This is a genomic window from Bradyrhizobium sp. PSBB068, from assembly GCA_016839165.1.
Lineage (GTDB): Bacteria > Pseudomonadota > Alphaproteobacteria > Rhizobiales > Xanthobacteraceae > Bradyrhizobium.
The window spans coordinates 5,786,973-5,809,749 of record CP069300.1; the positions used below are offsets into that span (position 1 = coordinate 5,786,973).

Here is a 22,777-nt window from a genome sequence, read left to right on the forward strand (position 1 = left end):
GCTTGCCTCTCTGGCTTTAAGCGGCCGCGTCGAGCTGCGCATAGCGCAGCACGTGATAGGCGGGATCGCCGAACTGGATGTTGATGGAGGAAATCCGCTTGAAATAATGACCGACGTTCAGCTCGTCGGTCATGCCCATGCCGCCGTGCAGTTGCACCGCCTGATCTGCCACGAACTTGCCGGCATAGCCGATCTTGGACTTGGCGCCCGAAGCCAGCCGCGAGAGGCCGGCCTCACCCTCGCTGAGGCTGAGCGACAGATGCTGCATCAGCGACAGCGCCTCCTGATGCGCGATGAACATGTCGACCATCCGGTGCTGCAGCACCTGGAAGCTGCCGATCGTGACGCCGAACTGCTTGCGCGTCTTGGAATATTCCAGTGTCGCGTCGTTCAGCTCGCCGATCGCGCCGACCGCCTCGGCACAGAGCGCACCGATCGCGCGGTTGCGGCAGGCTTCCAGCGCGGCGACGCCCTCGCCTTCCTTGCCGAGCAATTCTCCACGCACGCCGCGCAGGCTGATCTCGGCGGCACGGCGTCCGTCGATCGTCTTGAAGCTGGTTAGATCGAGATTGGCGGCACGGCGATCGACCACGAACAGGCTGACGCCGCCGCGATCATGACGATGGCCCGAGGTGCGGGCAGAAACGACGAGATGATCCGCCCATGGCGCAGCCACGACCGCCGTCTTCTCCCCGGTGAGCACATAGTCGTCGCCATACCGTCGCGCGGTCGTGGTGACGGTCGCGAGATCGAAGCGCGAGCCCTTCTCGGTCCAGGCCAGCGTCCAGAGCTTCGATCCCGCAATGATATCGGCGATGTAGGCCTGCTTCTGCGCCTCGGAACCCGCCCGCTCGATCAGGCTGCCGGCCACCACGACCGTCTCGACGAACGGTTCGACCACGAGATGCCGGCCGAACTCGTGCATGATGATCATGGTCGACAGCGGCCCGCCGCTGAGCCCGCCGACGGCTTCCGAGAACGGCGCGGCGAGCAGGCCGAGCTCGGCGAATTCATCCCATTGCCTGCGGCCAAGCCCCTCCTCGCTCGCAACGATCTTGCGGCGGGCGTCGAAATCATACTGGTCGCGTAGCATCCGCTGCACGCTGGACCGCAACAATTCCTGCTCTTCCGTGAACTGTATATCCATCCGATCCTCGTTGCCTTGTAGCTAGAGACCAAGCACCGCCTTGGCGATGATGTTGCGCTGGATCTCGTTCGATCCGCCGTAGATCGAAAGCTTGCGCGAGTTGAGATATTTCTCCGACGCCGTATGGCCGTAGTCCGGGCCTGGCATGAAGTGATTGGCGCTGACCGGATGCTCGCGGATCGCAAGCCCGTAATTGCCGATCGCCCGATGCGTGAGCTCGGTGATATTCTGGAAGATCTCGGTGCCGCGGATCTTGAACAGCGAGGCCGCAGGCCCCGGATCGATGCCGCGGGCCATCTGGGCGACGACGCGAAGCTCGGTCGCCTCGAGCGCCAGCACGTCGAGCTCGACGCGGGCGATGTCCCGGATGAATTCCAGATGCGCCGGATCGTCTTCCGGGATCTCGGCCTTCACGATTGTCTTCAGCAGGTTGAGATACCGCGTCGAGCGGCCGATGCCGGCCATGCTGGTGCGCTCATTGCCGAGCAGGAACTTGGCGTAGGTCCAGCCCTTATTCTCCTCGCCGATCAGGTTCTCGGCGGGGACCCGGACGTTCTCCAGGAAAACGTCGTTGACCTCGTGCGAGCCGTCGATGGTGATGATCGGACGCACGGTGACGCCCGGCGATTTCATGTCGATCAGCAGGAACGAGATGCCGGATTGCGGCTTGGCGGCGGGATCGGTCCGGACCAGGCAGAAGATCCAGTCGGCGTGCTGCGCCAGCGTGGTCCAGGTCTTGTGGCCGTTGACGATGTAGTGGTCGCCATCGCGCACCGCTTTGGTGCGAACGGTGGCGAGATCGGAGCCGGAGCCCGGCTCCGAATAGCCCTGGCACCACCAGTCCTCGCCGGAGAGAATCCGCGGCAGGAACTTCGCCTTCTGCGTCGCATTGCCGAAAGTGTAGATGACCGGGCCGACCATGGTGACGCTGAATGCCAGCGGCGGCATGGTGCCGGCGCGTGTCGTCTCCTGCTCGAAGATGAAACGGCGGGTGATCGACCAACCCGGCCCGCCATATTCCTTCGGCCAGAGCGGCGCGATCCAGCCCTTCTTGTGCAGGATGCGATGCCACAACAACATCTGCTCCTTGGAGAGATCGGTCTCCGGATTGGCGACGCGCATCTCCGCCGGATAATTGTCCTTGATGAAGGCGCGAACCTCGTCGCGAAACGCCGCATCTTCAGGGGATAGCGCGAGCTCCATCGGACCTGCTCCTTACCACTTCTCGCCGAAGGGCCGGATTTCGAGTTCGAAGGTCCAGGCGCTCTTCGGCTGCTGGTAGAGCTGCCAATATGACGCGGCGACCGAGGCCGGCGGCATCAGCAGATCGGGATTGTCGAGCGCGTTCGGACCGAGCGCCTCGATGCGGCGCTGCCGCACCCATTCGGTATCGACGCCGGAATCGATGATCAGATGCGCGACATGGATGTTCTTCGGTCCGAGCTCGCGCGCCATCGCCTGCGCCACCGCACGCAGGCCGAACTTGGCGCTGGCAAAGGCGGCATAGCCGCTGCTCCCGCGCAGCGAGGCGGTGGCGCCGGTGAAAAAGATGTTGCCCTCGCCGCGCGCCGTCATCAGCCGCGCCGCCTCGCGCCCGGCCAGGAAGCCAGAGTAGCAGGCCATTTCCCAAACCTTGCGGAACACGCGCTCCGTGGTCTCGAGGATCGGGAAATTGACGTTGGCGCCGATGTTGAAGATGCAGACCTCGAGCGGCGCATGCTTGTCGGCGTCGTTGAGGAAGGCGGTGATCTCTTCCTCCTTGCGCGCATCGAGCGAGCGCGCATGGATCTCGCCGCCGGCCGCCTCGATCTCCTTGACCAGCGGCGCGAGCTTGTCGCCGTTGCGGCGGCCGGCGAAGATCGTGAAGCCCTCGGAAGCGAACTTCTTGGCGATCTCGCCGCCGATGAAATCACCGGCACCAATGACGGCAACCGTCTTGTTTCTCTTCTGCATGGTGTACTCCGGTTCTGTTTGTGTGAACTGTCTTGCTCCGACGCCGGCAGCCTCAGCTGCGCAGCGATTCCGCCAGCTTGTGCTTCAACAGCTTGCCCGTCGATGTCGCGGGCAGCGCGTCCATCAGGATAATCTCCGACGGGCGCTTGTACGAGGTGAGTTGCGGGGCAACATGGGCCATCAGGTCCGCCACAGTTGCCGTCGAGCCCTTGATCAGCTGCACGAAGGCGACGACCTCCTCATTGCCCTCGACCGGCCGGCCGACCACGGCGCACTGCACAACAGCGTCATGCGTGCTCAGCACCGCCTCGATCTCGGCCGGATAGACGTTGAACCCGGAACGGATGATCATCTCCTTGGTGCGCCCGACGATGTAGAGGACGCCATCCTGGAAGCGGGCCAGATCGCCGGTATTGAACCAGCCGTCGGGGTCGATCGCCTTGGCGGTCAGATCGGGCGCACGGTAATAGCCACGCATCACGTTCGGTCCGCGGACGTGGAGCTCGCCGACCTCCCCGTCAGCGACCGGCTTGAGATCGCGGTCGACCAGCTTTGCTTCGAGGCCCGGCATGACTGCGCCGACGGCGTGGTCGGAGCGCGGATTGTCGGGCCGGACGCCGGAGATGCCGGGCGAGCATTCGGTGATGCCATAGCCGTTGAGCAACGGCAGGCCGAGCTCCTGCTCGACCCGGGTCTTGAGCTCGAGGTCGAGCGGCGCGCCGGCCACCGAGATCACGCGCAACCGGCCGCGATCGAGCTTCGGCAGACCCGCGTTGCGGCGATATTCGAGCAGGCGCTGATAGGTCGCTGGCACGCCATTCAGGATCGTGATGCCCTCTTCAGTCATCGCCTTGACCAGCGCCGCCGGATCGTATTTGGCGACCAGGCGCACGGTGGCGCCGACCATCAAGGTCATCGTCAGCAGCGAGATGCCGACGATATGCGAGATCGGCAGCACGCAATACTGCACGTCATCGGCCGTCATCTTGCGGAAGCCCGCGGTGCCCCGGGCGCTGAACAGGAGATTGCGGTGCGTCAGCATCACGCCTTTTGGCGTGCCCGTGGTGCCGGACGTATAGATGAGGACCGCGACCTGGTCGGCGCCATCGGCCTCGACCGGCTCGGCAATCGTTGCCAGGTTCAAGCTGGTGACGGCGACGCCGTGGAGCGGGCCGACATCCTGCACGACAGCCTCATAGCGCGCGGCATGGGCGGCAGCTTCCTGCGACACCTCGGCGGTCAGCAACACGCGGCGGGCGCCGCTGTGATCCCTGATCTGGTCGAGCTCACGGGGCGACAGTCGGGGATTGACCACGATCGACCAGACATCGAGCCGGCTCGCCGCCAGCAGCAGGCAGGCGAGCGGGATCGAATTCTCGCTCACGATCATCATGCGGTCGCCGGGGCGGATACCCAGCGCCTGCAAGGCGTCGGCGACGCGACTGACTGCCCCATCGAGCTCGCGATAGGTCAGGCGCGTACTGTCGTCGATCAGCGCCGGGTGATCCGGCGTCGCCGCGACGTGATAATCGATCACCTCATGGATCCGGTTCGGCAGGCCTTCCACACTTCCTTCGACAATCTGGATCGACGCCGGCACTGAAACCTCCCTGTCGCAGCCCTTCGGGCTTGATTTGTTGTGTTGAGGAATTTCCTGCTCAGGCGGTCCTGCGCCGCCCGGCAGCCAGCTGCGCCACGATCTCGTCCTCGACCTCGCGCAAACGGTCCTTGCCGAAGAATATCTCGTCGCCGACAAAGAAGGTCGGTGACCCGAACGAGCCGCGAGCCACGGCATTGCTGGTGTTCTCGATCAGCTTCTTCTTCACCTCGTCCTGCTGCGCGCGGGCGATGATGCGATCGATGTCGAGGCCCGAGGACAGGAACGCTTCGCGGAACACCTGCGGATCGTCCATCTTCTTGGGCTCGGACCACATGTGGTGATAGGCAGCGCGGAAATAAGGCTCGAACAGGCCCTCGAAATCGGCGGCGACGACGCCGCGCATCAGCATCAGCGTGTTGACCGGGAAGAACGGGTTCGACTTGAACGTCGTGATGTTGTGGCGGCGCAGGAAGCGCTCGGTTTCGAGCGCGTTGTATTCGGGCTTGTTCTTGATGCCGCGCAGGGACTCGCCGGGCGACATGTTGCCGGTCGCCTTGTAGACGCCGCCGAGCAGCACCGGGACATAGTCGAACTTGACGCCGGTGCGCTTCTCGATCCCAGGCAGCGCAAGCTCGGCGAGATAGGCGTTCGGACTTCCGAAATCGAAGTGGAATTCGACCTTGAGCGGAGCAGCCATGGAACGCCCTTCCCTTCGATGCGCAGCGCTCGTCCGTCGCCACCGGTTGATCGTGGCCCGAACCATAAGTTCTATTTTAGAACTGTCAATATGATATTTGTCATCCAATGCGCGACAGGCGGCCACTTTGGAAGCATCCTATTGAAACAACGTCAGTTCTGTTTTAGAATTTGGTTTGCGATATCGTTGCAGTGTGCAGGAGACGCCGATGAAATGGGATGCACTCGAGGAGGAGCCATGCTCGCTTGCCCGCACGGTCGCCGTGATCGGCGACCGCTGGAGCCTGCTGATCCTGCGCGAATGTTTCCTGCGCATCCGCAGGTTCGATGACTTCCAGGCCTCGCTCGGGATCACCCGGCATCTGCTCGCCGACCGGCTGAAGAAGCTGGTGCGGTTCGGCGTGCTGCGCAAGATTCCCTATTCCGAGGCGCCGAAGCGCTACGAGTACATCCTGACGCAGAAGGGGCTCGATCTCTATCCGATCATCATGTCGATCGTGCACTGGGGCAACGTCCACATGGTCGACGCGCGCGGCCGGCCGATGCTGCACGAACACAAGAGCTGCAAGAAGATGTTCGATCCGGTCATGGTCTGCTCGGAATGCGGCGAGCCGCTGAGCGCGAAGAGCGTCCATGTGCATCCGGGCCCCGGCGCGCGGCGGTCGTCACCGGTGCATGCGAGGGCGCAGGAGCGCGCCAAGCGAGGCGCTGAATCGACTTAAATCCTGTCGTCCCTTACTTGACCAGCGTCGCGCCGGTCTCCGGATGCTGCAGCCAGCCGAGCAGCGCCGCGTGGAAGCGCGCGGGCGCCTGGATCTGCGGCGAATGGCCGAGATCCGGGAATTCGATCAGCTGGATATGCGGGATCCGCTTCGCGGCTTCCTTGCCGAGCACCGGATAATTGCCGAGCGTCTTGCGGATCTCCGGCGGCGCGGTGTCCTTGGCGATCGCTGTGGTGTCCTTGTCGCCGATCACGAGCAGCGTCGGCGGCGCGATCCGCTCGAATTCGTAGAACACCGGCTGGGTCGCAATCATGTCGTAGAGCCGCGCCGAGCTCGACGCCACGGCGGCGCGGCCCTCGCCGCGATACATGCCCGCCAGCATCTGCACCCACACCTCGTAGGACGGATCCCAGGTGTCGGCATAGTAGGTCGCGCGCTCATAGGCGCGGATGCTGTCGGCGGTGACGCGGGTCTCGCGCTGCATCCAGCCGTCGAGGCTGAGCCACGGCACGCCCTTGACCTTCCAGTCTTCGAGGCCGATCGGATCGACCAGCACCAGGCGGTCGGTGGCGTCCGGATACATCAGCGCGTAGCGGATCGCGAGCATGCCGCCGGTCGAGTGGCCGACCATGATCGAATGCTCGATCCCGAGCGAGGCGAGCAGCGCGCGGCTGTTGCTGGCGAGTTGCTGGAAGGTGAACTGGTAGCGTTCCGGCTTACTGGATTTGCAGAAGCCGATCTGGTCCGGCGCGATCACGCGATAGCCGGCGCCGCTGAGCGCCTTGATGGTGCCGTCCCAGGTCGCGGCGCAGAAATTCTTGCCGTGCAGCAGCACCGCGGTCTGGCCGTTCGGCGTCGAAGGCTTGACGTCGAGATAGGCCATGTCGAGCTCCTGCCCCTGCGAGCTGAAACGATAATGCTCGACCGGATAGGGATAGTCGAAACCCTGCAGTTCCGGTCCGTAGGCCGGCTCGGCGGCCGACTGCGCCAGCGCGTTCGAGGCACCGAACGCGACGGTCGCGGCGACGACAAGATAAGACAGGGTTTTCATGTGCATCTCAGACGATCCAGCAATTAGGGGCGATCTCGTGATGCCGTAGCCGAACGCATCGGCGCCTTCCAGCGCCGATGGATGATTTGTTCGTGATCGGCGTAAAATTACGCCGGATCGAACGCCCGGATCGGCGGCAGATTGCCGTTGAAGCGCTCGACCTGAACCGTCGTCAGCTGCCCGGTGCAGCCCTGCGCGAAGGAGGACGTGCCGATATCGCGCGTCAGCACGTTGGGATTGCCGTGAACGCAGAGCGGCGCCTCGTCCTCGGGGTCCATCGGATCGTACCAGGCGCCGGTCGGCAGTTGCACCACGCCGGGGGCGATGCCGTCGGTGACATGCACCGCGGCAAGGCAGGCGCCGCGCGCGTTGAAGATGCGGATGATGTCGCCGTCGGCGATCCCGCGCGCCGCAGCGTCGCGCGGATTCATGCGCGCGACCTCGCGGCCGCGATGCTTGGCCTCAACCGAATGGCCGCCGAAATCGAGCTGGCTGTGCAGCCGCGTCACCGGCTGGTTGGCGACCAGGAAGCACGGCGTATCAGGTGTCGGCGTGTCCGTCTTCGCGAGCCAGACCGGATGGCCCGGGCAATCCGCATCGCCATGACCGGCGATCTTCTGCGAGAAGATCTCGATGCGGCCGCTCGGTGTCGGCAGCGGACGCGCGACCGGGTCCTCGCGGAAGCGGCGCAGCGCGCCGCCATCGTCGAGATGCTGCGGCACGACCAGACTGCCGCGCGCCCAGAACTCATCGAAGCCGGGCGCCTCCAGCCCGCGCGCGGCGAGCGCCTTGCGGGTCGGCTCGTAGAGATGTTGCAGCCATTCGCGCGAAGTGCGCCCCTCGGTGAAGGGCTCGCGGGCCCCGAGCCGCTCGGCGAGATCTGCGAAGATGTCGTAGTCGTCGCGGGCGAGGCCGAACGGCTCGGCGATCCGGTGCATCGCGACCATCAGGGGATCGTTGGTGGAATAGCCGATGTCCTCGCGCTCCAGCGTCATGGTCGCGGGCAGCACGATGTCGGCGTGGCGCGCGGTCGCGGTCCAGGCGAGCTCGTGCACCACGAGCGTATCGAGCCGCGCAAACGCCTTGCGCAGGCGATTGAGGTCCTGGTGGTGATGGAACGGATTGCCGCCGGCCCAGTAGACCAGGCGGATATCCGGATAGGTCCGCGTCTCGCCATTGTAGCGATAGGTCGTGCCGGGATTGAGCAGCATGTCGGCGATGCGCGCCACCGGAATGAAGTCGGCGACGCCGTTGCGGCCCTGGCCGAGCGTCGGTCCGGGCACGGCGTTGACGCGGCGCCCGTAATAGCCGATCGCGCCGAGCGAATAGGCGTAGCCGCCGCCGGGCAGGCCGATCTGGCCGAGCGCCGCCGCCAGCACCATGCCCATCCACACCGGCTGCTCGCCATGCTCGGCGCGCTGCAGCGAATGCGAGACGGTGATCAGCGCGCGCCGCCCGGCAAGCCGCCGCGCCAGCGTCCTGATCGTGCCGGCGTCGATGCCGCAGATCGACGCGGCCCAATCGGCGCTCTTCGACACGCCGTCGGTCTCGCCTGTGAGATAGCGCAAAAACACCGGCCAGCCCTCGGTGTAGCGATCGAGGAAGGCCTGGTCGTGCAGGCCTTCGCTGACCAAAGTGTGGACGATGCCGAGCATCAGCGCGGTGTCGGTGCCCGGTGTCGCGGTCAGCCATTCGGCGCCGGCCTCGACCGGGAGATCGTCACGCAGCGGGCTGACCAGCACGAACTCGCAGCCGCGGCGGTGCGCGGCCTGCATCGCGCCGCGCTCGACATGCTTGCTGATCGAGCCGCCGGCCACCATCGAGTTCTTCAGCGCCATGCCGCCGAACGCCAGCACGATGTCGGTCTTATCAGCGATCTGCTCCCAGGTGACGTTGCGCTTGGTGATGTCCTCGTAGCCGGTCAAAATCTGCGGCAGCAGCACCGAGGACGCGCCGGAGGAATAGGAGTTCACCGACCGGACATAGCCGCCCATCGCGATGTTGAGGAAGCGATGCACCTGGCTCTGCGCGTGATGGAAGCGGCCCGCGCTCGACCAGCCATAGGAGCCGCCGAACACCGCGCCGGGGCCGATCGTGTCGCGAACGCGCCCGAGCTCACCGCCGAGCAGATCGAGCGCCTTCTCCCAGCTGACCGGGACGAATTCGTCGCGGCCGCGGCGGTCGTCGGGCCCGGGGCCGCGCTCCAGCCAGCCACGGCGGATCGCGGGCCTCGCGATGCGCGCCTGGTGGCGCAGCGCGCCGGGGAAGTTGTTGATGATGCCGTTCGGATCGGGATCTCCGGCATAGGGCCGGACTTCGAGGCCGGCTTGGCCGAGCCGCGCCGAGAACACGCCCCAATGCGAGGTGTGCGGCTTGAAACCATCGGACAGATCGAGGCCGGGATCGGGGTGGCCAATGGTCTCGCTCATTTCAGCAGTGTCCTCAGATGCGGGCCTCGAGCCCGGTCGCAAAGCTGTCGGCAGTATAACGATCCGCGCCCCGATGTCTTCGGATTGAGGGTTGCGGGATGCGCAGGCGGCCCCGCGCAGGGCATCCGCGAGCGCGGATGTCGCACCGTGTCTCGCCGGGATCATCGCTGACGACGGTGGCGGAACTCGCCGCAATCAATGCGCGCGGCGAAAAACGCGAAAACAACCCCATGCAAAGGCGCAGGCCCGCCGCCAGCGCCTGACACGGCGGCTTGACACGTCGGGCAAATCAGGGGCATATTTCCAATATTCCGAAATCATGCAAGCGCCCCTGCAGGCGCCCCCTCGCCCGCAAGCGCGGGCTCGCCGGCTGCGATCGCGGCCGGACATCCTTAAACCCTCAATCGACATCGCACCCGCCGCCCGCAGCGAGCGATCGCCTGCGCGCGCGGCGCATTCCAGGGACTATCGACATGACCACTGCCCCCGATCTCACCGTGCCGACGCCGGCCGCCCTACCCGCCGAGCCGCAAGCAGCCGCACTGCCGCGCATCAAACTCTCGCGGCGCGGCTACGCGATCGATCACCCCGACCGGAAGCTCGGCGAGCAGCTGATGGCGAACGCGCTCGGGGTCGCCGATCGCGACGCGATGGACGGCATCCTCAGGCAATTGGTCAGGGCCAGCGTGAGCGGCGGCAGGCCCAGCGAGGTCAACCTCGCTTTCATGCTATCGATGGTGAAGAGCATTCGCCCGCGCGATGCCGTCGAGGCCATGCTGGTGGCGCAGATGGTCTCGGTGCATGTGATGGCGATGCGCTGTGCCCAGCACCTCGCGCATGCCGACGACCTCGCCCAGCACGACAGCGCGGCGCGCGCCCTCGGCCGGCTCGCCCGCACCTTTCCCGCCCAGATCGAGGCGCTGAACCGCTACCGCAGCCATGGCGAACCCGCCATCACCGTGCAGAACGTGAAAGTGGAAGACGGCGGCAACGCCATCGTCGGCAACGTCACCCAGCATGCGAACGTGATCGTCTCCGACAAGATGCCGGCACCCAAGACGCGGACGCCGAAGGCCGTGAGCGCCAGGCGCGCGCATGATGCCGCCGACGCTGGGCAGAACGCCCAGGCATGAGCAATCACACCAGCACCACCGGCCCAATGCTGGCGAGCGCGCGCTGCGGCGCCAGAACCCGCTCGGGCGGCGCGTGCCGCGCGCCGGCAGTGCGCGGCAAGAGGCGCTGCCGCATGCACGGCGGTGCCAAGGGATCCGGCGCGCCGAGAGCAAACCGGAATGCCCGCAAGCACGGGCTTTTCACCAGGGATGCGATCGCCGAGCGGAGGGAGATACGGGCGTTGTTGGGGGAAGCGCGGAAGATGCTGAAGGGAATGAGATTTCGACCATGACCGCGTCGTCCACCTGATGGGTTGGCGTCGACCTAGCCGGGTCCAAAAATCATGTAGAGCAGCGTCGTCCCGACAACGGCTGTCCAGCCGATCGAAGCTGCAATGGCCCACACCTGTATCGGCATTGGAGGATCCCTCCGCAAATGAATGCAGCAAAACGAAATGAAGCAAAACGAAGAGGTCGCTGGCGCTGACAGCGACCTCTTGGACCCGATCTCAAATGAACATCTTGGAAATACAATCGCCGCCGAAGGTCCGTCATCATTAGAGAATGAATCGGCGCTCCGGTGAAGAGCAAACACGCCCGGTCCCCAGCGGAACAATTGCAACGTTGCGAGGGCGACACACTTCCCTCAGGGCTGAGCGAGCAATCCCTCGAACAGCCGGCTACGACGCCGGCGCGGCACGGCCACGACAGGCACGGGCCTGCTGCCGCGGCGGGATCATTTCCCATACCTTCCCGGTGCAGTCAGCGCGCGTCGATTGCAAAATCCCGCGCATGCGCACGACATACGGCCGTGGGCGTCGCGTTCAGCGTGGCGCAAGCACGCGTTTCACTCAGTGTGGAACTTGACGCCGATCCATCCGCCTTTGCGCCAAATCACATGGCACAACCAGGTCTTGCTCGGCGGAATGATGAGGGTGAACTGATCGGGCAGTTCGAAATTCTGGTCTGCCCACACAGCGGCGCCATCCTCCGTGATGTCCCGCACGGTACAGCACAGCGACAGGTCGTCAAACCTGATGAGGGCATCATCCAAAGACGGATTGCGCGCAGACTTTCGTCTGTCGGGAAGGACAACCATTCCGTGGCCAATCAATAAATGATGCAAATCTGATCGATGCTCCGTCAGAAAGATTGCGTTTCCACTAACGAAGGCTTGATGCGACCCCGCGCTCCAAAGCCCAACAAACCAATTCAGGCCCTGCGCCGATTGGATCGATCCTTCCCCCGCCGGCGTCGCGGCCTGTCGCGGCGTCTTTGGGGAGGATCAAGCGATCTTGCGACCTCTGCCACTGGCTTCGCTGCGGGTACGCTGGATGGCAGATCGACGATTGTTCGAGGCGGTGGCTCTATCCGATTGGCAACCGCCGCCTCGAGCGCGGCGAGGAATTGCCGTCCCTCATCGGTGATTTCCCAGCCTTTGTCATCGCGGAGAATGTATCTGGCCGTGAAGATATTTAGATCGGGGGCATGCTGAGCCAAGCGCTTCATGCGATCGGTCCAGTCTTTGCCGCTGTTCATGAGGATTTCGACGGCGTGCCGGATTTCGGCAACGGAGGCACGCCCGGCGGACTGGCCGGCCAGCACTTTCAAGACGGTCAGTTGGAAGGACACTTCCACGTCTCCGGTCTGGCAGAAATAGTCTCGGCGAGGCCGGTTAACAGCCGGTCAAATTTCGACCTTGCCGCCCGACAATCTGCGCAATGGATCAAGTGCTCCGACCGCGATCAATGACGCCGCGGAGTCGACCTGAACCGGAATGGATGATGCGACGGCCGGAGTTCCCGAATTGACCTGATCGCGCAGCATCGAGCTTAACGCGCGAGTTCGTTTGCTTTGACGCGGGCGCCGATCAAACATCAGCGTACCGGATATTGCCCTCGATCCGGGTCCACCATGGCGAAGTCGTCGCGCCACGATATTCGGTGTGGCGACTTCGCTCTGGGCGAGCACCAACAGTCGCGTCGTCTTCGCCTCGACAGCCGATCCACCAGCGCCACCGGCATCCGCGGCGCGGGCGCCGAAGGCCGCGCGCGGCAGGCGAACGCATGATGCCGCCGATGCCAGGCAGAACGCCAAGGCTTGAGCGGTCATATCGGAACGACCGGGGCAAAGCTGGCGAGCCCGCGTTGCCGCGTTAAGACCCCTTGCGGCGGCGCGTGCCGCGCGCCGGCGGTGCGCGGCAATAGGCGTTGCCGCATGCACGGCGGCGCAAAGGGATCTGGCGCGCCAAGGGCAAACCGGAACGCGCGCAAGCACGGCCTGTTTACCAGGGAGGCGATCGAAGAGCGGTGGGAGGTACGGGCGTTGTTGGGGGAGGCAAGGAAGGTGCTGGAGGGGATGAAGTGATCGCTCTTGCAAAGAGCCGTCTGGCGCGCCGTTCAGAATAAAACCTGCAGGCCGCTATACAATTGATATTGCTATAGAAAATTGTTTACATTGCGAGCATTTGGCTTTGACGGAACGAGTCCTTTCTCTCCGTCCGCGGATGAGAGCATGCAGACGCTTGTTTTGACTCAATCCCTTTGTGGCGACGCCCGGAGACGTTGTGGCTCTTCTGCATAACTTTTCTTTACTTGGGCTCTTGGCTTGACGTATGTCGGCGGCCGTGCACGCATTCGTTGTATGGAAGGGGCTAGGTGAGAGCCGGGGCAGGCGTGACTACGAAGAAGCAGACTTTTACAGCGGCGAGTTCGGCTGCGGGCTACTATTATCAGGCTCGGCTTGCTCTATTTGAGAGCCTTCGCCTTGCATACGGTGAATTCAGCATTGATGTTGCGATAGAACGCTTCGACGACGTCTCGTTCGAGAAAGACGGAGAGCCCATCGAGCTGCTGCAAACGAAACATCACATAAGCAAGGTGGGAGATCTGACAGATACGAGCGTCGATCTTTGGAAGACTCTTAGGATTTGGTGCGAAGCGACGAGAGAGAATCCGGCGCTCCCTGGCCGGAGTCGGTTCGTTCTCATAACTACTGGCCATGCACCACCCCACTCCGCAGCCTCCTTCTTGCGCCCCGACGCCCACCGCGACATCACTCAGGCTGAAAAGCTACTCGTGTCCGCAGCCGAGTCGTCCGAAAACAAAACATTGAAGGATGCTTTCGCCGCCTTTCAAAAGCTGACGCCACAGATGCGTAATTCACTCCTCAACGCAGTGGAGGTGTTAGATCAAAGCCCTGTAATCACCGAGCTTGAAACGGCCATAGAAGAGCGTCTGAAGTTGATCGCTCCGCGGGGCAAGGCCTCTGTCGCGCGCCAAATGCTTGAAGGGTGGTGGTGGCCCCGCATATGCGTCGCGCTTCAGGAGGGAGGCGTGATCTCAATTCTTGAGCTCGAGGGAAAGCTCGATGACATCCGCGACGCCATGAGGCGTGACGCTCTCCCGACAGATATGGAGCATGTCGACCCCCCGCAGTCCGAACTCGACGCACTAAATGAAATGACATTTGTCCGGCAGCTGCGAAGCGTCGGGGTTGGAAACACAAGGGTCCAGTACGCGAAGCGGGATTATTACCGCGCCTTCACGCAGCGGTCTCTGTGGACTCGGCAAAATCTCCTGTTTGATGGAGAGGTGGCAAGATTCGAAAAAAACGCTTACAGAAGAATGGCAGCCTCGATTTGAGACTATGTGTGATGGTCTCAGCGATGCAGCCGATGATGCGACAGCTCGGCAGGCAGGTCAGCAACTGTATCATTGGGTAGAGGCCGAGGCCCGGTTTCCCTTTAGAACGGTAACTGCAAGATTTCTCAATGTAGGTTCCTACCATATCTTAGCCAATGATCTCAGGATCGGTTGGCATCGCAACTATGCATCTCTCTTTTCCTCAATAGAGGAGCCGGAAGATGCATAAGACCCAATGGGATTTGCGGTGGTCAGACAGGCCTTCTGAGGAAGCGCGCAATTTGAACCCGGCTTTCTGCGGCGAGCTAATTTTTCGAACCGTCGCTGAATTTTTTAGATTGAGAAAGCAACCGTTTAGCTTCGCGCTCTCGTTCGTTGTGCTTCCCCTCGTATTGCATCCGGCGACACGAGGCCAGCTTCCCGGCAATTCATCGACCGCATTCGCCGGATGGACCGCGGATCACAATCCGATTCTCGCTGAATTTCCGGACAGGGCTCAGCGACTAGTGCCGGTAACTCGTGAGGCGCTGCTCTTTCTCATTCAACACAAGGTACTTGCATTCAACGGAGGGGGGCTAAGGCCAGGTACCAAGTCCATTGGTCGTTCGGCGCGGCCATTGCTGGTCACGGATGATGTGAGTGAAGCCCGCAGTGCAGCCGCCCTGCTTGGAAGGTGGTTTGCAAACCAGGGGAGCGCTTCATCTATTATGCAGGGATTGGGAGTATCGCCATGAGTCTTCAATTGCGTTCAATTTCTATCTATTCGCATGAAGGTGAACGGCGCGACGTCGAATTCAAACTAAGTAGCCTGAACATCGTTACCGGCGCTTCAAAGACGGGTAAGTCTTCTCTTCTGGATATTGTCGATTATTGTTGGGGGCGCGCAGAGTGCACTGTCGCCGAAGGGGAAATACGCAAGAGCGTGTCTTGGTTTGCTCTCCATCTTGATCACGACGGAGAAGGAATCCTTCTTGCACGCCGCAATCCTGGTCCGGCAGGACGCGCAAGCGACGACACCTTTTTTGCTCGTGGTGTTGAGATCCTCCCCGCCACCTCGGCCGAATTCCAGAAGAACATTACGGCGGAGGGTTTGAAGACCCAGCTATCCACAATCCTCGGAATATCCGAGAATCTGCATGTCCCGGAGCAGGGCTCAACCAGGCTTCCATTGGAAGCGTCATCCCGGCACGCGATTTTGTTCTCCTTGCAAGGCCAAGACGAGATCGCAAACAGGCGCTTGCTATTTCATAGGCAGGGCGAGCAATTCATGCCCGCGGCGATCAGAGACAGCCTGCCGTATTTCCTTGGCGCGATTGACGAAAATCACTTCCTGACGCTGATGCGCTACAATGAGGTCCGAGCGAGATTAAGAAAGCTTGAACGGGAATATGCAGACGCAAGCGCGGTGACGCGTGAAGTGTCGACAAGTGCACAGGCTCTTCTGCAAGAGGCTCGACGCGTCCGACTAATACCACCAGATGCAACTGCTTCCAACGCGGAAAGTGCGATGGAGCTGTTGCGACAGGCTTCTGCACCTCGTCCTATCGATATAACCTCAATAGAGGAGCCTGAAGCCGATCTTAGCGAACTTGAAGATCGGCGTCGCAGACTTCGAGGCGAGCTCCAGGAGATGCGCGAGGAAATCGCAGATGTAGAACGACTTGGCCGCGAAGCTTCCGAGTTTGCCACGGAGGCAAAAGAACAGGAGGCCAGACTCGCTTCTATTAGTCTTATTAGAGCGGTTGACGGGCACACTGACATTTGCCCGCTGTGTGACAGCCACCTCGCCATCCCTGTTCCATCAGTTACAGAGCTAAGGGAATCCCTGGTTGGAATAGAGCAGCAGCTTACATCTGTTCACCGCGATTCTCCTCGGCTTCAGGCTCGCCTCGCTTCGCTTGAAGCCCAACGCGCCAGCATTGAAGAGCAACTTCGCGCGGTTCAACGAGACTTGGCTGCCCGTATTCAAGATAACGAGCGGCTACGGATTCAACAGGAGTCCTTTACAGAACAGGCCCGCGTCTCCGGTCGTATTGCGTACTATCTGGAGAACGTTAAAGCGACGGCCACCGACAGCCACCTTCCGCAAGCGATAGAGCGCCTTCGCGCCGAGATTGCTGAACTGGAGCAAGCATTGGAGGATGACACCTCCCAAAGCCGGCTCGACACGGCCCTGAGTCTTGTGAACCGGGACCTCACGACATACGCTCGACAGCTTGGCTTGGAACACGGCAACAATCCATTGAGGCTGGATATGAAGTCCCTCACGGTAGTTGCCGATACGGTCGACGGACCGCTTTCGCTTAGCCAAATGGGCAGCGGCGAAAACTGGGTCGGGTATCACGTTGCAGCGCACCTCAGTCTTCACAGATTGTTCTTCCTCCGAAGGCGTCCAGTGCCTGCATTCCTTATGTTGGACCAACCTTCGCAAGCGCACTATCCACCCGAGCGTGACGAAAATGGGCGCGTCGACGGACTGGCAGATGAAGATCAGGCTGCTGTGCATGAGCTGTTTGAGCTCTTGTGGAATTACTCAATGAGCGGCCAAGGTCCTCGCACCCAAATAATTGTAACTGATCATGTTGAGCTGCTTGAGCCATGGTTCCACGATTGCATCGTCCAGCGCTGGCGAGACGGGATCAAGTTTGTGCCCCAGACTTGGTTGCGGCCCTAATCGTGCTCGCTCTGTCGTCCGAGCGTGCTACGAATTCAACGCCGCGAAGCGGATGGCAAGTTCCATGCGAGAGCTTGAATCCAGCGTAAAGATTCAGCCGCCTAGCAAGAAGCCCGCATGAGCGAAGCGACACGCGGGATGGACCATCCCCCGGATATCACCGCACTCATCCGGGCTACGCTTGTTCATTCACTCAGTGACGAACTTGACGCCAACCCATCCGCCTTTGCGCCAAATCACACTGCACAAGCAAGTAGCCCGCATGAGCGCAGCGACATGCGGGAACGGGACCATTTCCCGGATGTCGCTACGCTCATCCTGGCTACGCTTGCTGCGGCTGGTCGAGCGATGACGGCGCGGAGGATGCGGGACAAGTATGATGCAAGTAGTGGTATCAGGCATCAATTGAGTGCATTGTCAGCGTCATCCAGCTTACTTACATTTTTTTCAGGGGGCGAGCGATGCGATGGGTGGTCGGTACCGTGCTTCTACTATTCGCTGCAAACCAGGCGCATGCCCTCGAAGGCACGCTGCAGGAATCGATCAGTTGCCCCGCCAGAAACTGCACGACGGTTTGCTACGCGGCGAGCGGCACGCCCAAGACCACCGTCACCTTGTACTCGAGACTGGACGTTTACCAGCAGTCGGCGTCATCGCCGAACAAGACCTGGCTGCAAAGTGACGGCAAGCCGCACGTCATCATGTTGGGGGATACCGACACCTGCGCCTTCGACGGAGATGCGCTGCCGATTTCCCCGCCACCGATCCCGCCGGTCAACCTGGACCCACCGCCCCCGCCTCCCGGTGGCAGCACCATTTGCATCTGTATTCCGGGCCATCCGTGCCAGCCTATCGGCTGTTCGCCCGGGCATTGATCGGGCAATTGTAGTGACAGCAATTGCGGTGCACTAAATCACCAAATTAAGTGCACTGCCCACCGAAACTTCCCTGTCGCCGAAACTCACCAAATTGCGGGAAGGCTCAGGGATGCCTAGCCAGCCTTTCGCTTGACGATCTTCACCAAGGCCTCGTCGATCTGGCTCTGCCACCCTTTGCCCTTTGCCTTGAAATGCTCGAGGACAACAGGGCTGAGCCGCAGCGTGACCTGCTTTTTGGTCGGCGCCTTGTTGGGTCCGCGGCCCTTCCTGAGCTTGGGCAGGAGTTCGTCAAAGGGAACGGCCTTCGCGAAGTCAGCCTTGGTCCATTCCGGATTGTCGCTCACAGCGCGCATGTCCGCCTTCGTGTAGGCTTTCTTAGCGACGGTTTTCTTCATAGAGGTCCCCTTCTGACTTGCTGGCGGCCCGCATGCTGATGATGCTGACGGCTTCCGCGCCGTAGACCGCGAAGACCACCGAAATCACGCCGCGCATGTTGACACCGATCGCTTGATATCGATTGAGCCTGGCCTTGCGAACCAGAGCCGTGTCGAAGAACCGCTCGTTGAGATCACCGAAATCCATCCCGTGCTTGTCGAGATTGGCGAGCCGCTTCGGTTCGTCCCAAATGATCTTCATGATTTATTTTGTAGTTACAAAATACTCTTAAGTCAAGCACCGCGGAGGCGCCGGAACGCAACACGCGCGCGACGTGGCATCGCGGCTTGACGTCCAGTTGGTCAAGGTAATAGATGATGATAATCATATATAAAAACCCAGCAGTTCGAGTTCCGGCCACACCGGTAAAAGCCCAACAGGAGCACCATGCGTCGAATTGTCGTAACGGGCCTCGGGACGGTGTCCCCGCTGGGCTGTGGCACCGAACTGGTCTGGTCGCGGCTGCTGGCGGGGCGGTCCGGGCTTCGGGCATTGCCGGAATGGGCAGCGAGCCTGCCGGCGCGCGTCGCAGGCCGGGTGCCTGACAAGGCCTCCGATGCCGAGGGCGGGTTCGATCCTGATCTGGCGGCGCCGCGCAAGGACCAGAAGAAGATGGACCGGTTCATCCTGTTCGCGCTGCTGGCGGCGGCGGAGGCCACAGCTCAAGCCGGCTGGATGCCGGCCGAGGCGCGGGCGCAGCAGCGGACCGCGACCGTGATCGCAACCGGGATCGGCGGGTTTCCCGCGATCGCGGATGCGGTGCGCACGGTGGCGACAAGCGGCGCGCGCCGGCTGTCGCCGTTCACCGTGCCCGCCTTCCTGGCCAATCTCGCGGCCGGGCACATCAGCATCCGCTATGGCTACAAAGGCGCGATCGGTGCGCCGGTGACCGCATGCGCGGCGAGCGTTCAGGCGATCGGCGATGCCGCGCGGCTGATCAGGTCCGATGAGGCCGACGTTGCGATCTGCGGCGGGGCGGAGGCCTGCATCGATCCGGTGAGCCTCGGCGGCTTTGCCGCGGCGCGGGCGCTTTCGACGTCCTTCAATGATGAGCCCGCCCGAGCGTCGCGGCCGTTCGACCGCGACCGCGACGGTTTCGTGATGGGCGAAGGCGCAGGCGTGCTCGTGATCGAGGAGCTCGAGCACGCGCTTCAGCGCGGCGCGACGCCGGTCGCCGAGATCCTCGGCTACGGCACGACGGCGGACGCCTATCACATCACCGCAGGCCCCGAAGACGGCGACGGCGCCCGCCGCGCCATGGAGATGGCGCTGGCGCAGGCCGGCCTGCGCGCGAGCGAGATCCAGCATCTCAACGCGCATTCGACATCGACGCCGGTCGGCGATCTCGGCGAACTCGAGGCGATCAAGCGCGTGTTCGGACGCGACGGCGGGATCGCCGTCAGCGCGACCAAATCGGCGACCGGGCATCTGCTGGGAGCTGCCGGCGGCGTCGAGGCGGTCTTCACGATCCTGGCGCTGCGCGACCAAGTCGCGCCGCCGACGCTCAACCTGGAGAACGCCGATCCGGCCGCCGGGGGTATCGACCTCGTTGCGAACGTCGCGCGGCCGATGGCCATCGAGCACGCGATCTCGAACGGTTTCGGATTCGGCGGCGTCAACGCCAGCCTCGTGTTTCGACGCTGGGCCTGAAACGGCCGGTTGGAGGTTCACCTCTCCGTTGGGAGAGGTCGGCGCACTCGGATCGGCGCTTTGCGCCGTCCGAGCACAGGCTCCGCGCCGGGTGAGGGATTCCGGTCCCTCGTTGGCGCTGCGGCCCCTCACCCGATTTGCTTCGCAAATCGACCTCTCCCAAATGGGGAGAGGTGAAACAAGCAGGCCGCACGGGCGCAGCGACAGGCGGCGACGAACGATTCCGCGGATGTCACCGCGCTCATCGGGGCTATCCGTGCTGCAGCGTTCTCACCAACGCCCTGCCCTCGTGATCGGATGTTGCGCAATCGAGGGCGATCTGCCAGTTTTCAACCTTTGATGGACGGGCGATGGCGCCGCATCGGTCATGTCTGCTGGCGTGACGGCCAAGGCCCGATGCTATTTGACCCGCTCGTTGCAACGGCCTTTTGAAACCCGGATCGGACACGGAGCGCGCGAAGGCGTCGGATGGCGGAAACAGGTGAGCCTCAGAAATCCAGTCCGGCCGCCGTTCAGCCCGCCTTTGCGCAGGCGATCGCGCTGCATCAGCGGGGGCAGCTGGCGGCGGCGGAGAAGATCTATGAAGACATTCTCCGCCGGCAGCCCGGCAATTTCGATGCGCTGCATCTGCTCGGCCTGATTTCCGCGCAGACCGGCCGCAGCGAGCGCGGCGTCGACCTGATCCGGCGCGCGATCAGGCTGAACGGCAACGTCGCGGATGCGCACAACAATCTGGGCAACGCGCTGCGCGATCTGCGCCGCTTCGACGAGGCGCTCGCGAGCTTCGAGCGGGCGACCGCGCTGAGGCACGACCTTGCGCCGGCGCTCTTCAATCGCGGATTGACGCTCGCAGACCTCGGCCGCCACGAGGAGGCGCTCGCCAGCTACGATCGCGTGATCGCGCTGGTGCCGGGCCATGCCGATGCCCATCGAAACAGGGGCGCCGCGCTGAGAAAGCTCGGGCGGCTCGACGAGGCGCTGGCGTGCCTCGACCGGGCGATCGCGCTCAGGCCCAACGATGCCGGTGCGCACAACGATCGCGGCAACGTGCTCAACGACCTCGAAAGGTTCGATGAGGCGCTGGCGAGCTACGACCGAGCGCCGGGCATTGCCGGCGCCTGCTACAACCGCGGCAACGTGCTGACCAGGCTGGACCGTCTCGAAGAAGCAGTCGCGAGTTTCGACCAGGCGATCGCGCTGCGGCCCGACTATGGCGAGGCCTACAACAACCGCGGCATGGCGCTGCTCAGGCTCAGGCAGCCCGATGCGGCGCTCGCCAGCATCGACAAGGCGATCCAGTACAAGGGCGACGATGCAGCGGCCCACGCCAACCGCGGCAAGGTGCTATCCATGCTGGAGTGCTACCACGAGGCTCTCGCTGCCTACGACAGGGCGATCGCGCTCAAGCCGGACCAGGCCGACATCGAAGGCTATCGCCTGCACGCCAAATCTCAAATCTGCGACTGGGCCAACTTCGACGCCGATTGCGCCCAGCTGATCGAGACGATCAGGAACCGGAACGCGACGACGGCGCCATTCCTGTTTTGCAGCGTTCCGTCATCGGCCGCCGACCAGCTGCTGTGCGCCACGCGATGGACCGCGAAGAACCATCCGCCGTCCGAAAACCAGCGCTGGCGCGGCGAGCGCTACCATCACGACCGGATTCGCATCGGCTATTTCTCGTCGGATTTCTGCAGCCACGCGACAGCGCATTTGATGGCCGGGATGCTCGAGTGTCACGATCGATCGACATTCGAGACGGCGGCGATCTCATGGTCGCCGAACAACGACCCGAAGATGCGGCGACGGCTGGAGGCATCGTTCGATCGGTTTGTCGAGGTCGGGGACATGAACGACGATGCGGTCGCCGACCTGATCCGACGATTGGAAATCGACATCCTGGTCGATTTGAAGGGCTTTACCGGGGGATCCCGCACCCGGGTCCTCGGCCGCCGGCCTGCCCCCATCCAGGTCAATTATCTGGGTTACCCGGGAACGCTCGGTGCCCCGTTCATCGACTACATCATCGCCGATCGGACCGTAATCCCGCACCACCATCGCGAATTCTACAGCGAGAAGGTGGTGGCTCTGCCCGACAGCTATCAGGCCAATGACGACAAGCGCGTCATCACCGATCGCGTGTTTGCGCGCAGCGAGGTGGGGCTGGCTCCGACGGGCTTCGTGTTCTGCTGCTTCAACAACAACTACAAGATCACGCCCGGCATGTTCGACCGGTGGATGAGGATCCTCGGCCGCGTCGAGGGCAGCATGCTGTGGCTGCTCGAAGCCCACGCCGAGTCTGGCGCAAATCTGCGCAAGGAGGCGGTCGCGCGCGGCATCGCTGCGGAGCGCCTGGTGTTCGCACAGCGGGCGTCGCTGCCCGACCATCTCGCGCGCCATCGCCTCGCCGACCTGTTCCTCGACAACATTCCCGTCAACGCCCACACCACCGCCAGCGATGCGCTGTGGGCTGGCCTGCCGGTGCTGACCATTCTCGGCGACACGTTTGTCGGCCGGGTCGCGGCGAGCCTGCTCCATGCGGTCGGCCTGCCCGAGCTGATTGCGGAATCGCCGGAGGCTTACGAGCAGATGGCGGTCGATCTTGCCACCGATCCATCGAGGCTCGCGGCGCTCAAAGCGAGACTGGCAGCCAATCGGCCGACGGCGCCGCTGTTCGACACCAAGCGCTTCACCCGTCATATCGAGGCCGCCTACACCGCGATGTATCGGCGCCACCAAGCGGGCCTTGCGCCCGATCATATCGACGTCCCGGCGTGATCGGCGCG

General features: G+C 63.0%; 19 protein-coding genes and 1 pseudogene. 8 read left to right on the forward strand and 12 right to left on the reverse strand.

The window, feature by feature from the left end; all coding sequences use genetic code 11:
* Positions 1 to 16 precede the first annotated feature (16 nt).
* From JQ507_26935 to JQ507_26955, 5 genes are all read right to left on the reverse strand, one after another.
* Positions 17 to 1,147, reverse strand: coding sequence for an acyl-CoA dehydrogenase family protein (locus JQ507_26935; protein ID QRI68525.1), 1,131 nt, complete (start codon positions 1,145 to 1,147; stop codon positions 17 to 19).
* A gap of 21 nt (positions 1,148 to 1,168) precedes the next feature.
* On the reverse strand, positions 1,169 to 2,350 hold the full coding sequence (locus tag JQ507_26940) for an acyl-CoA dehydrogenase family protein (GenBank protein ID QRI68526.1): 1,182 nt from the start codon (positions 2,348 to 2,350) through the stop codon (positions 1,169 to 1,171).
* Between the two features lie 12 nt (positions 2,351 to 2,362).
* Positions 2,363 to 3,100, reverse strand: a complete 738-nt coding sequence (locus JQ507_26945) for an SDR family oxidoreductase (GenBank protein ID QRI68527.1) — start codon at positions 3,098 to 3,100, stop codon at positions 2,363 to 2,365.
* A gap of 52 nt (positions 3,101 to 3,152) precedes the next feature.
* The gene (locus JQ507_26950; GenBank protein ID QRI73528.1) at positions 3,153 to 4,667 is read right to left on the reverse strand and encodes an AMP-binding protein; all 1,515 of its coding nucleotides are present in this window, start codon (positions 4,665 to 4,667) and stop codon (positions 3,153 to 3,155) included.
* 91 nt (positions 4,668 to 4,758) lie between these two features.
* The gene (locus tag JQ507_26955) at positions 4,759 to 5,397 is read right to left on the reverse strand and encodes a 2-hydroxychromene-2-carboxylate isomerase (GenBank protein QRI68528.1); all 639 of its coding nucleotides are present in this window, start codon (positions 5,395 to 5,397) and stop codon (positions 4,759 to 4,761) included.
* A 208-nt stretch (positions 5,398 to 5,605) separates the two neighbouring features.
* On the opposite strand from JQ507_26955, the gene JQ507_26960 reads away from it, so the two are divergent.
* Positions 5,606 to 6,118: a helix-turn-helix transcriptional regulator gene (locus JQ507_26960; protein ID QRI68529.1), complete on the forward strand. Its 513-nt coding sequence runs from the start codon at positions 5,606 to 5,608 to the stop codon at positions 6,116 to 6,118.
* Between the two features lie 13 nt (positions 6,119 to 6,131).
* Here JQ507_26960 and JQ507_26965 read toward each other — a convergent pair whose 3' ends face one another.
* The gene (locus JQ507_26965) at positions 6,132 to 7,175 is read right to left on the reverse strand and encodes an alpha/beta hydrolase (protein QRI68530.1); all 1,044 of its coding nucleotides are present in this window, start codon (positions 7,173 to 7,175) and stop codon (positions 6,132 to 6,134) included.
* 101 nt (positions 7,176 to 7,276) lie between these two features.
* Positions 7,277 to 9,598 (reverse strand): molybdopterin guanine dinucleotide-containing S/N-oxide reductase, encoded by a 2,322-nt coding sequence (locus JQ507_26970; GenBank protein ID QRI68531.1) that lies wholly within the window; start codon positions 9,596 to 9,598, stop codon positions 7,277 to 7,279.
* Between the two features lie 473 nt (positions 9,599 to 10,071).
* Here JQ507_26970 and JQ507_26975 point away from each other — a divergent pair, with 473 nt between their 5' ends.
* A complete protein-coding gene (locus JQ507_26975; protein QRI68532.1) occupies positions 10,072 to 10,731 on the forward strand; it encodes a hypothetical protein in 660 nt (219 codons plus the stop codon).
* Between the two features lie 826 nt (positions 10,732 to 11,557).
* On the opposite strand, the gene JQ507_26980 is transcribed toward JQ507_26975, so the two are convergent.
* From JQ507_26980 to JQ507_26990, 3 genes are all read right to left on the reverse strand, one after another.
* Positions 11,558 to 11,809 (reverse strand): PilZ domain-containing protein, encoded by a 252-nt coding sequence (locus JQ507_26980; GenBank protein QRI68533.1) that lies wholly within the window; start codon positions 11,807 to 11,809, stop codon positions 11,558 to 11,560.
* A gap of 113 nt (positions 11,810 to 11,922) precedes the next feature.
* A complete protein-coding gene (locus JQ507_26985) occupies positions 11,923 to 12,342 on the reverse strand; it encodes a hypothetical protein (protein QRI68534.1) in 420 nt (139 codons plus the stop codon).
* Between the two features lie 54 nt (positions 12,343 to 12,396).
* Positions 12,397 to 12,822 carry a hypothetical protein gene (locus JQ507_26990; GenBank protein ID QRI68535.1) on the reverse strand — a complete coding sequence of 142 codons (426 nt, stop codon included), beginning with the start codon at positions 12,820 to 12,822 and terminating at the stop codon, positions 12,397 to 12,399.
* A gap of 563 nt (positions 12,823 to 13,385) precedes the next feature.
* On the opposite strand from JQ507_26990, the pseudogene JQ507_26995 reads away from it, so the two are divergent.
* The 4 genes and pseudogenes from JQ507_26995 to JQ507_27010 all read left to right on the forward strand — a co-directional run bounded on the left by JQ507_26995 (position 13,386) and on the right by JQ507_27010 (position 17,903).
* Positions 13,386 to 14,583: pseudogene (locus JQ507_26995) on the forward strand (hypothetical protein).
* Complete coding sequence (locus JQ507_27000; protein QRI68536.1) at positions 14,576 to 15,088, forward strand: hypothetical protein; 513 nt, start codon at positions 14,576 to 14,578, stop codon at positions 15,086 to 15,088. The pseudogene JQ507_26995 and the gene JQ507_27000 overlap by 8 nt, the downstream one beginning before the upstream one ends.
* Positions 15,085 to 17,028 (forward strand): DUF3732 domain-containing protein, encoded by a 1,944-nt coding sequence (locus JQ507_27005; GenBank protein QRI68537.1) that lies wholly within the window; start codon positions 15,085 to 15,087, stop codon positions 17,026 to 17,028. The genes JQ507_27000 and JQ507_27005 overlap by 4 nt, the downstream gene beginning before the upstream one ends.
* A 470-nt stretch (positions 17,029 to 17,498) precedes the next feature.
* Positions 17,499 to 17,903 (forward strand): hypothetical protein, encoded by a 405-nt coding sequence (locus JQ507_27010; GenBank protein ID QRI68538.1) that lies wholly within the window; start codon positions 17,499 to 17,501, stop codon positions 17,901 to 17,903.
* A 116-nt stretch (positions 17,904 to 18,019) separates the two neighbouring features.
* Here the strand turns inward: JQ507_27010 and JQ507_27015 are convergent, their stop codons facing one another.
* Positions 18,020 to 18,301, reverse strand: a complete 282-nt coding sequence (locus tag JQ507_27015; GenBank protein QRI68539.1) for a BrnA antitoxin family protein — start codon at positions 18,299 to 18,301, stop codon at positions 18,020 to 18,022.
* Positions 18,282 to 18,542 carry a BrnT family toxin gene (locus JQ507_27020; protein QRI68540.1) on the reverse strand — a complete coding sequence of 87 codons (261 nt, stop codon included), beginning with the start codon at positions 18,540 to 18,542 and terminating at the stop codon, positions 18,282 to 18,284. The genes JQ507_27015 and JQ507_27020 overlap by 20 nt, the downstream gene beginning before the upstream one ends.
* 186 nt (positions 18,543 to 18,728) lie before the next feature.
* Here JQ507_27020 and fabF point away from each other — a divergent pair, with 186 nt between their 5' ends.
* Both fabF and JQ507_27030 read left to right on the forward strand, forming a co-directional pair.
* A complete protein-coding gene (gene fabF, locus JQ507_27025) occupies positions 18,729 to 19,991 on the forward strand; it encodes a beta-ketoacyl-ACP synthase II (protein QRI68541.1) in 1,263 nt (420 codons plus the stop codon).
* A gap of 468 nt (positions 19,992 to 20,459) precedes the next feature.
* Positions 20,460 to 22,769: a tetratricopeptide repeat protein gene (locus tag JQ507_27030; protein QRI68542.1), complete on the forward strand. Its 2,310-nt coding sequence runs from the start codon at positions 20,460 to 20,462 to the stop codon at positions 22,767 to 22,769.
* The last annotated feature ends 8 nt before the right edge of the window (positions 22,770 to 22,777 follow it).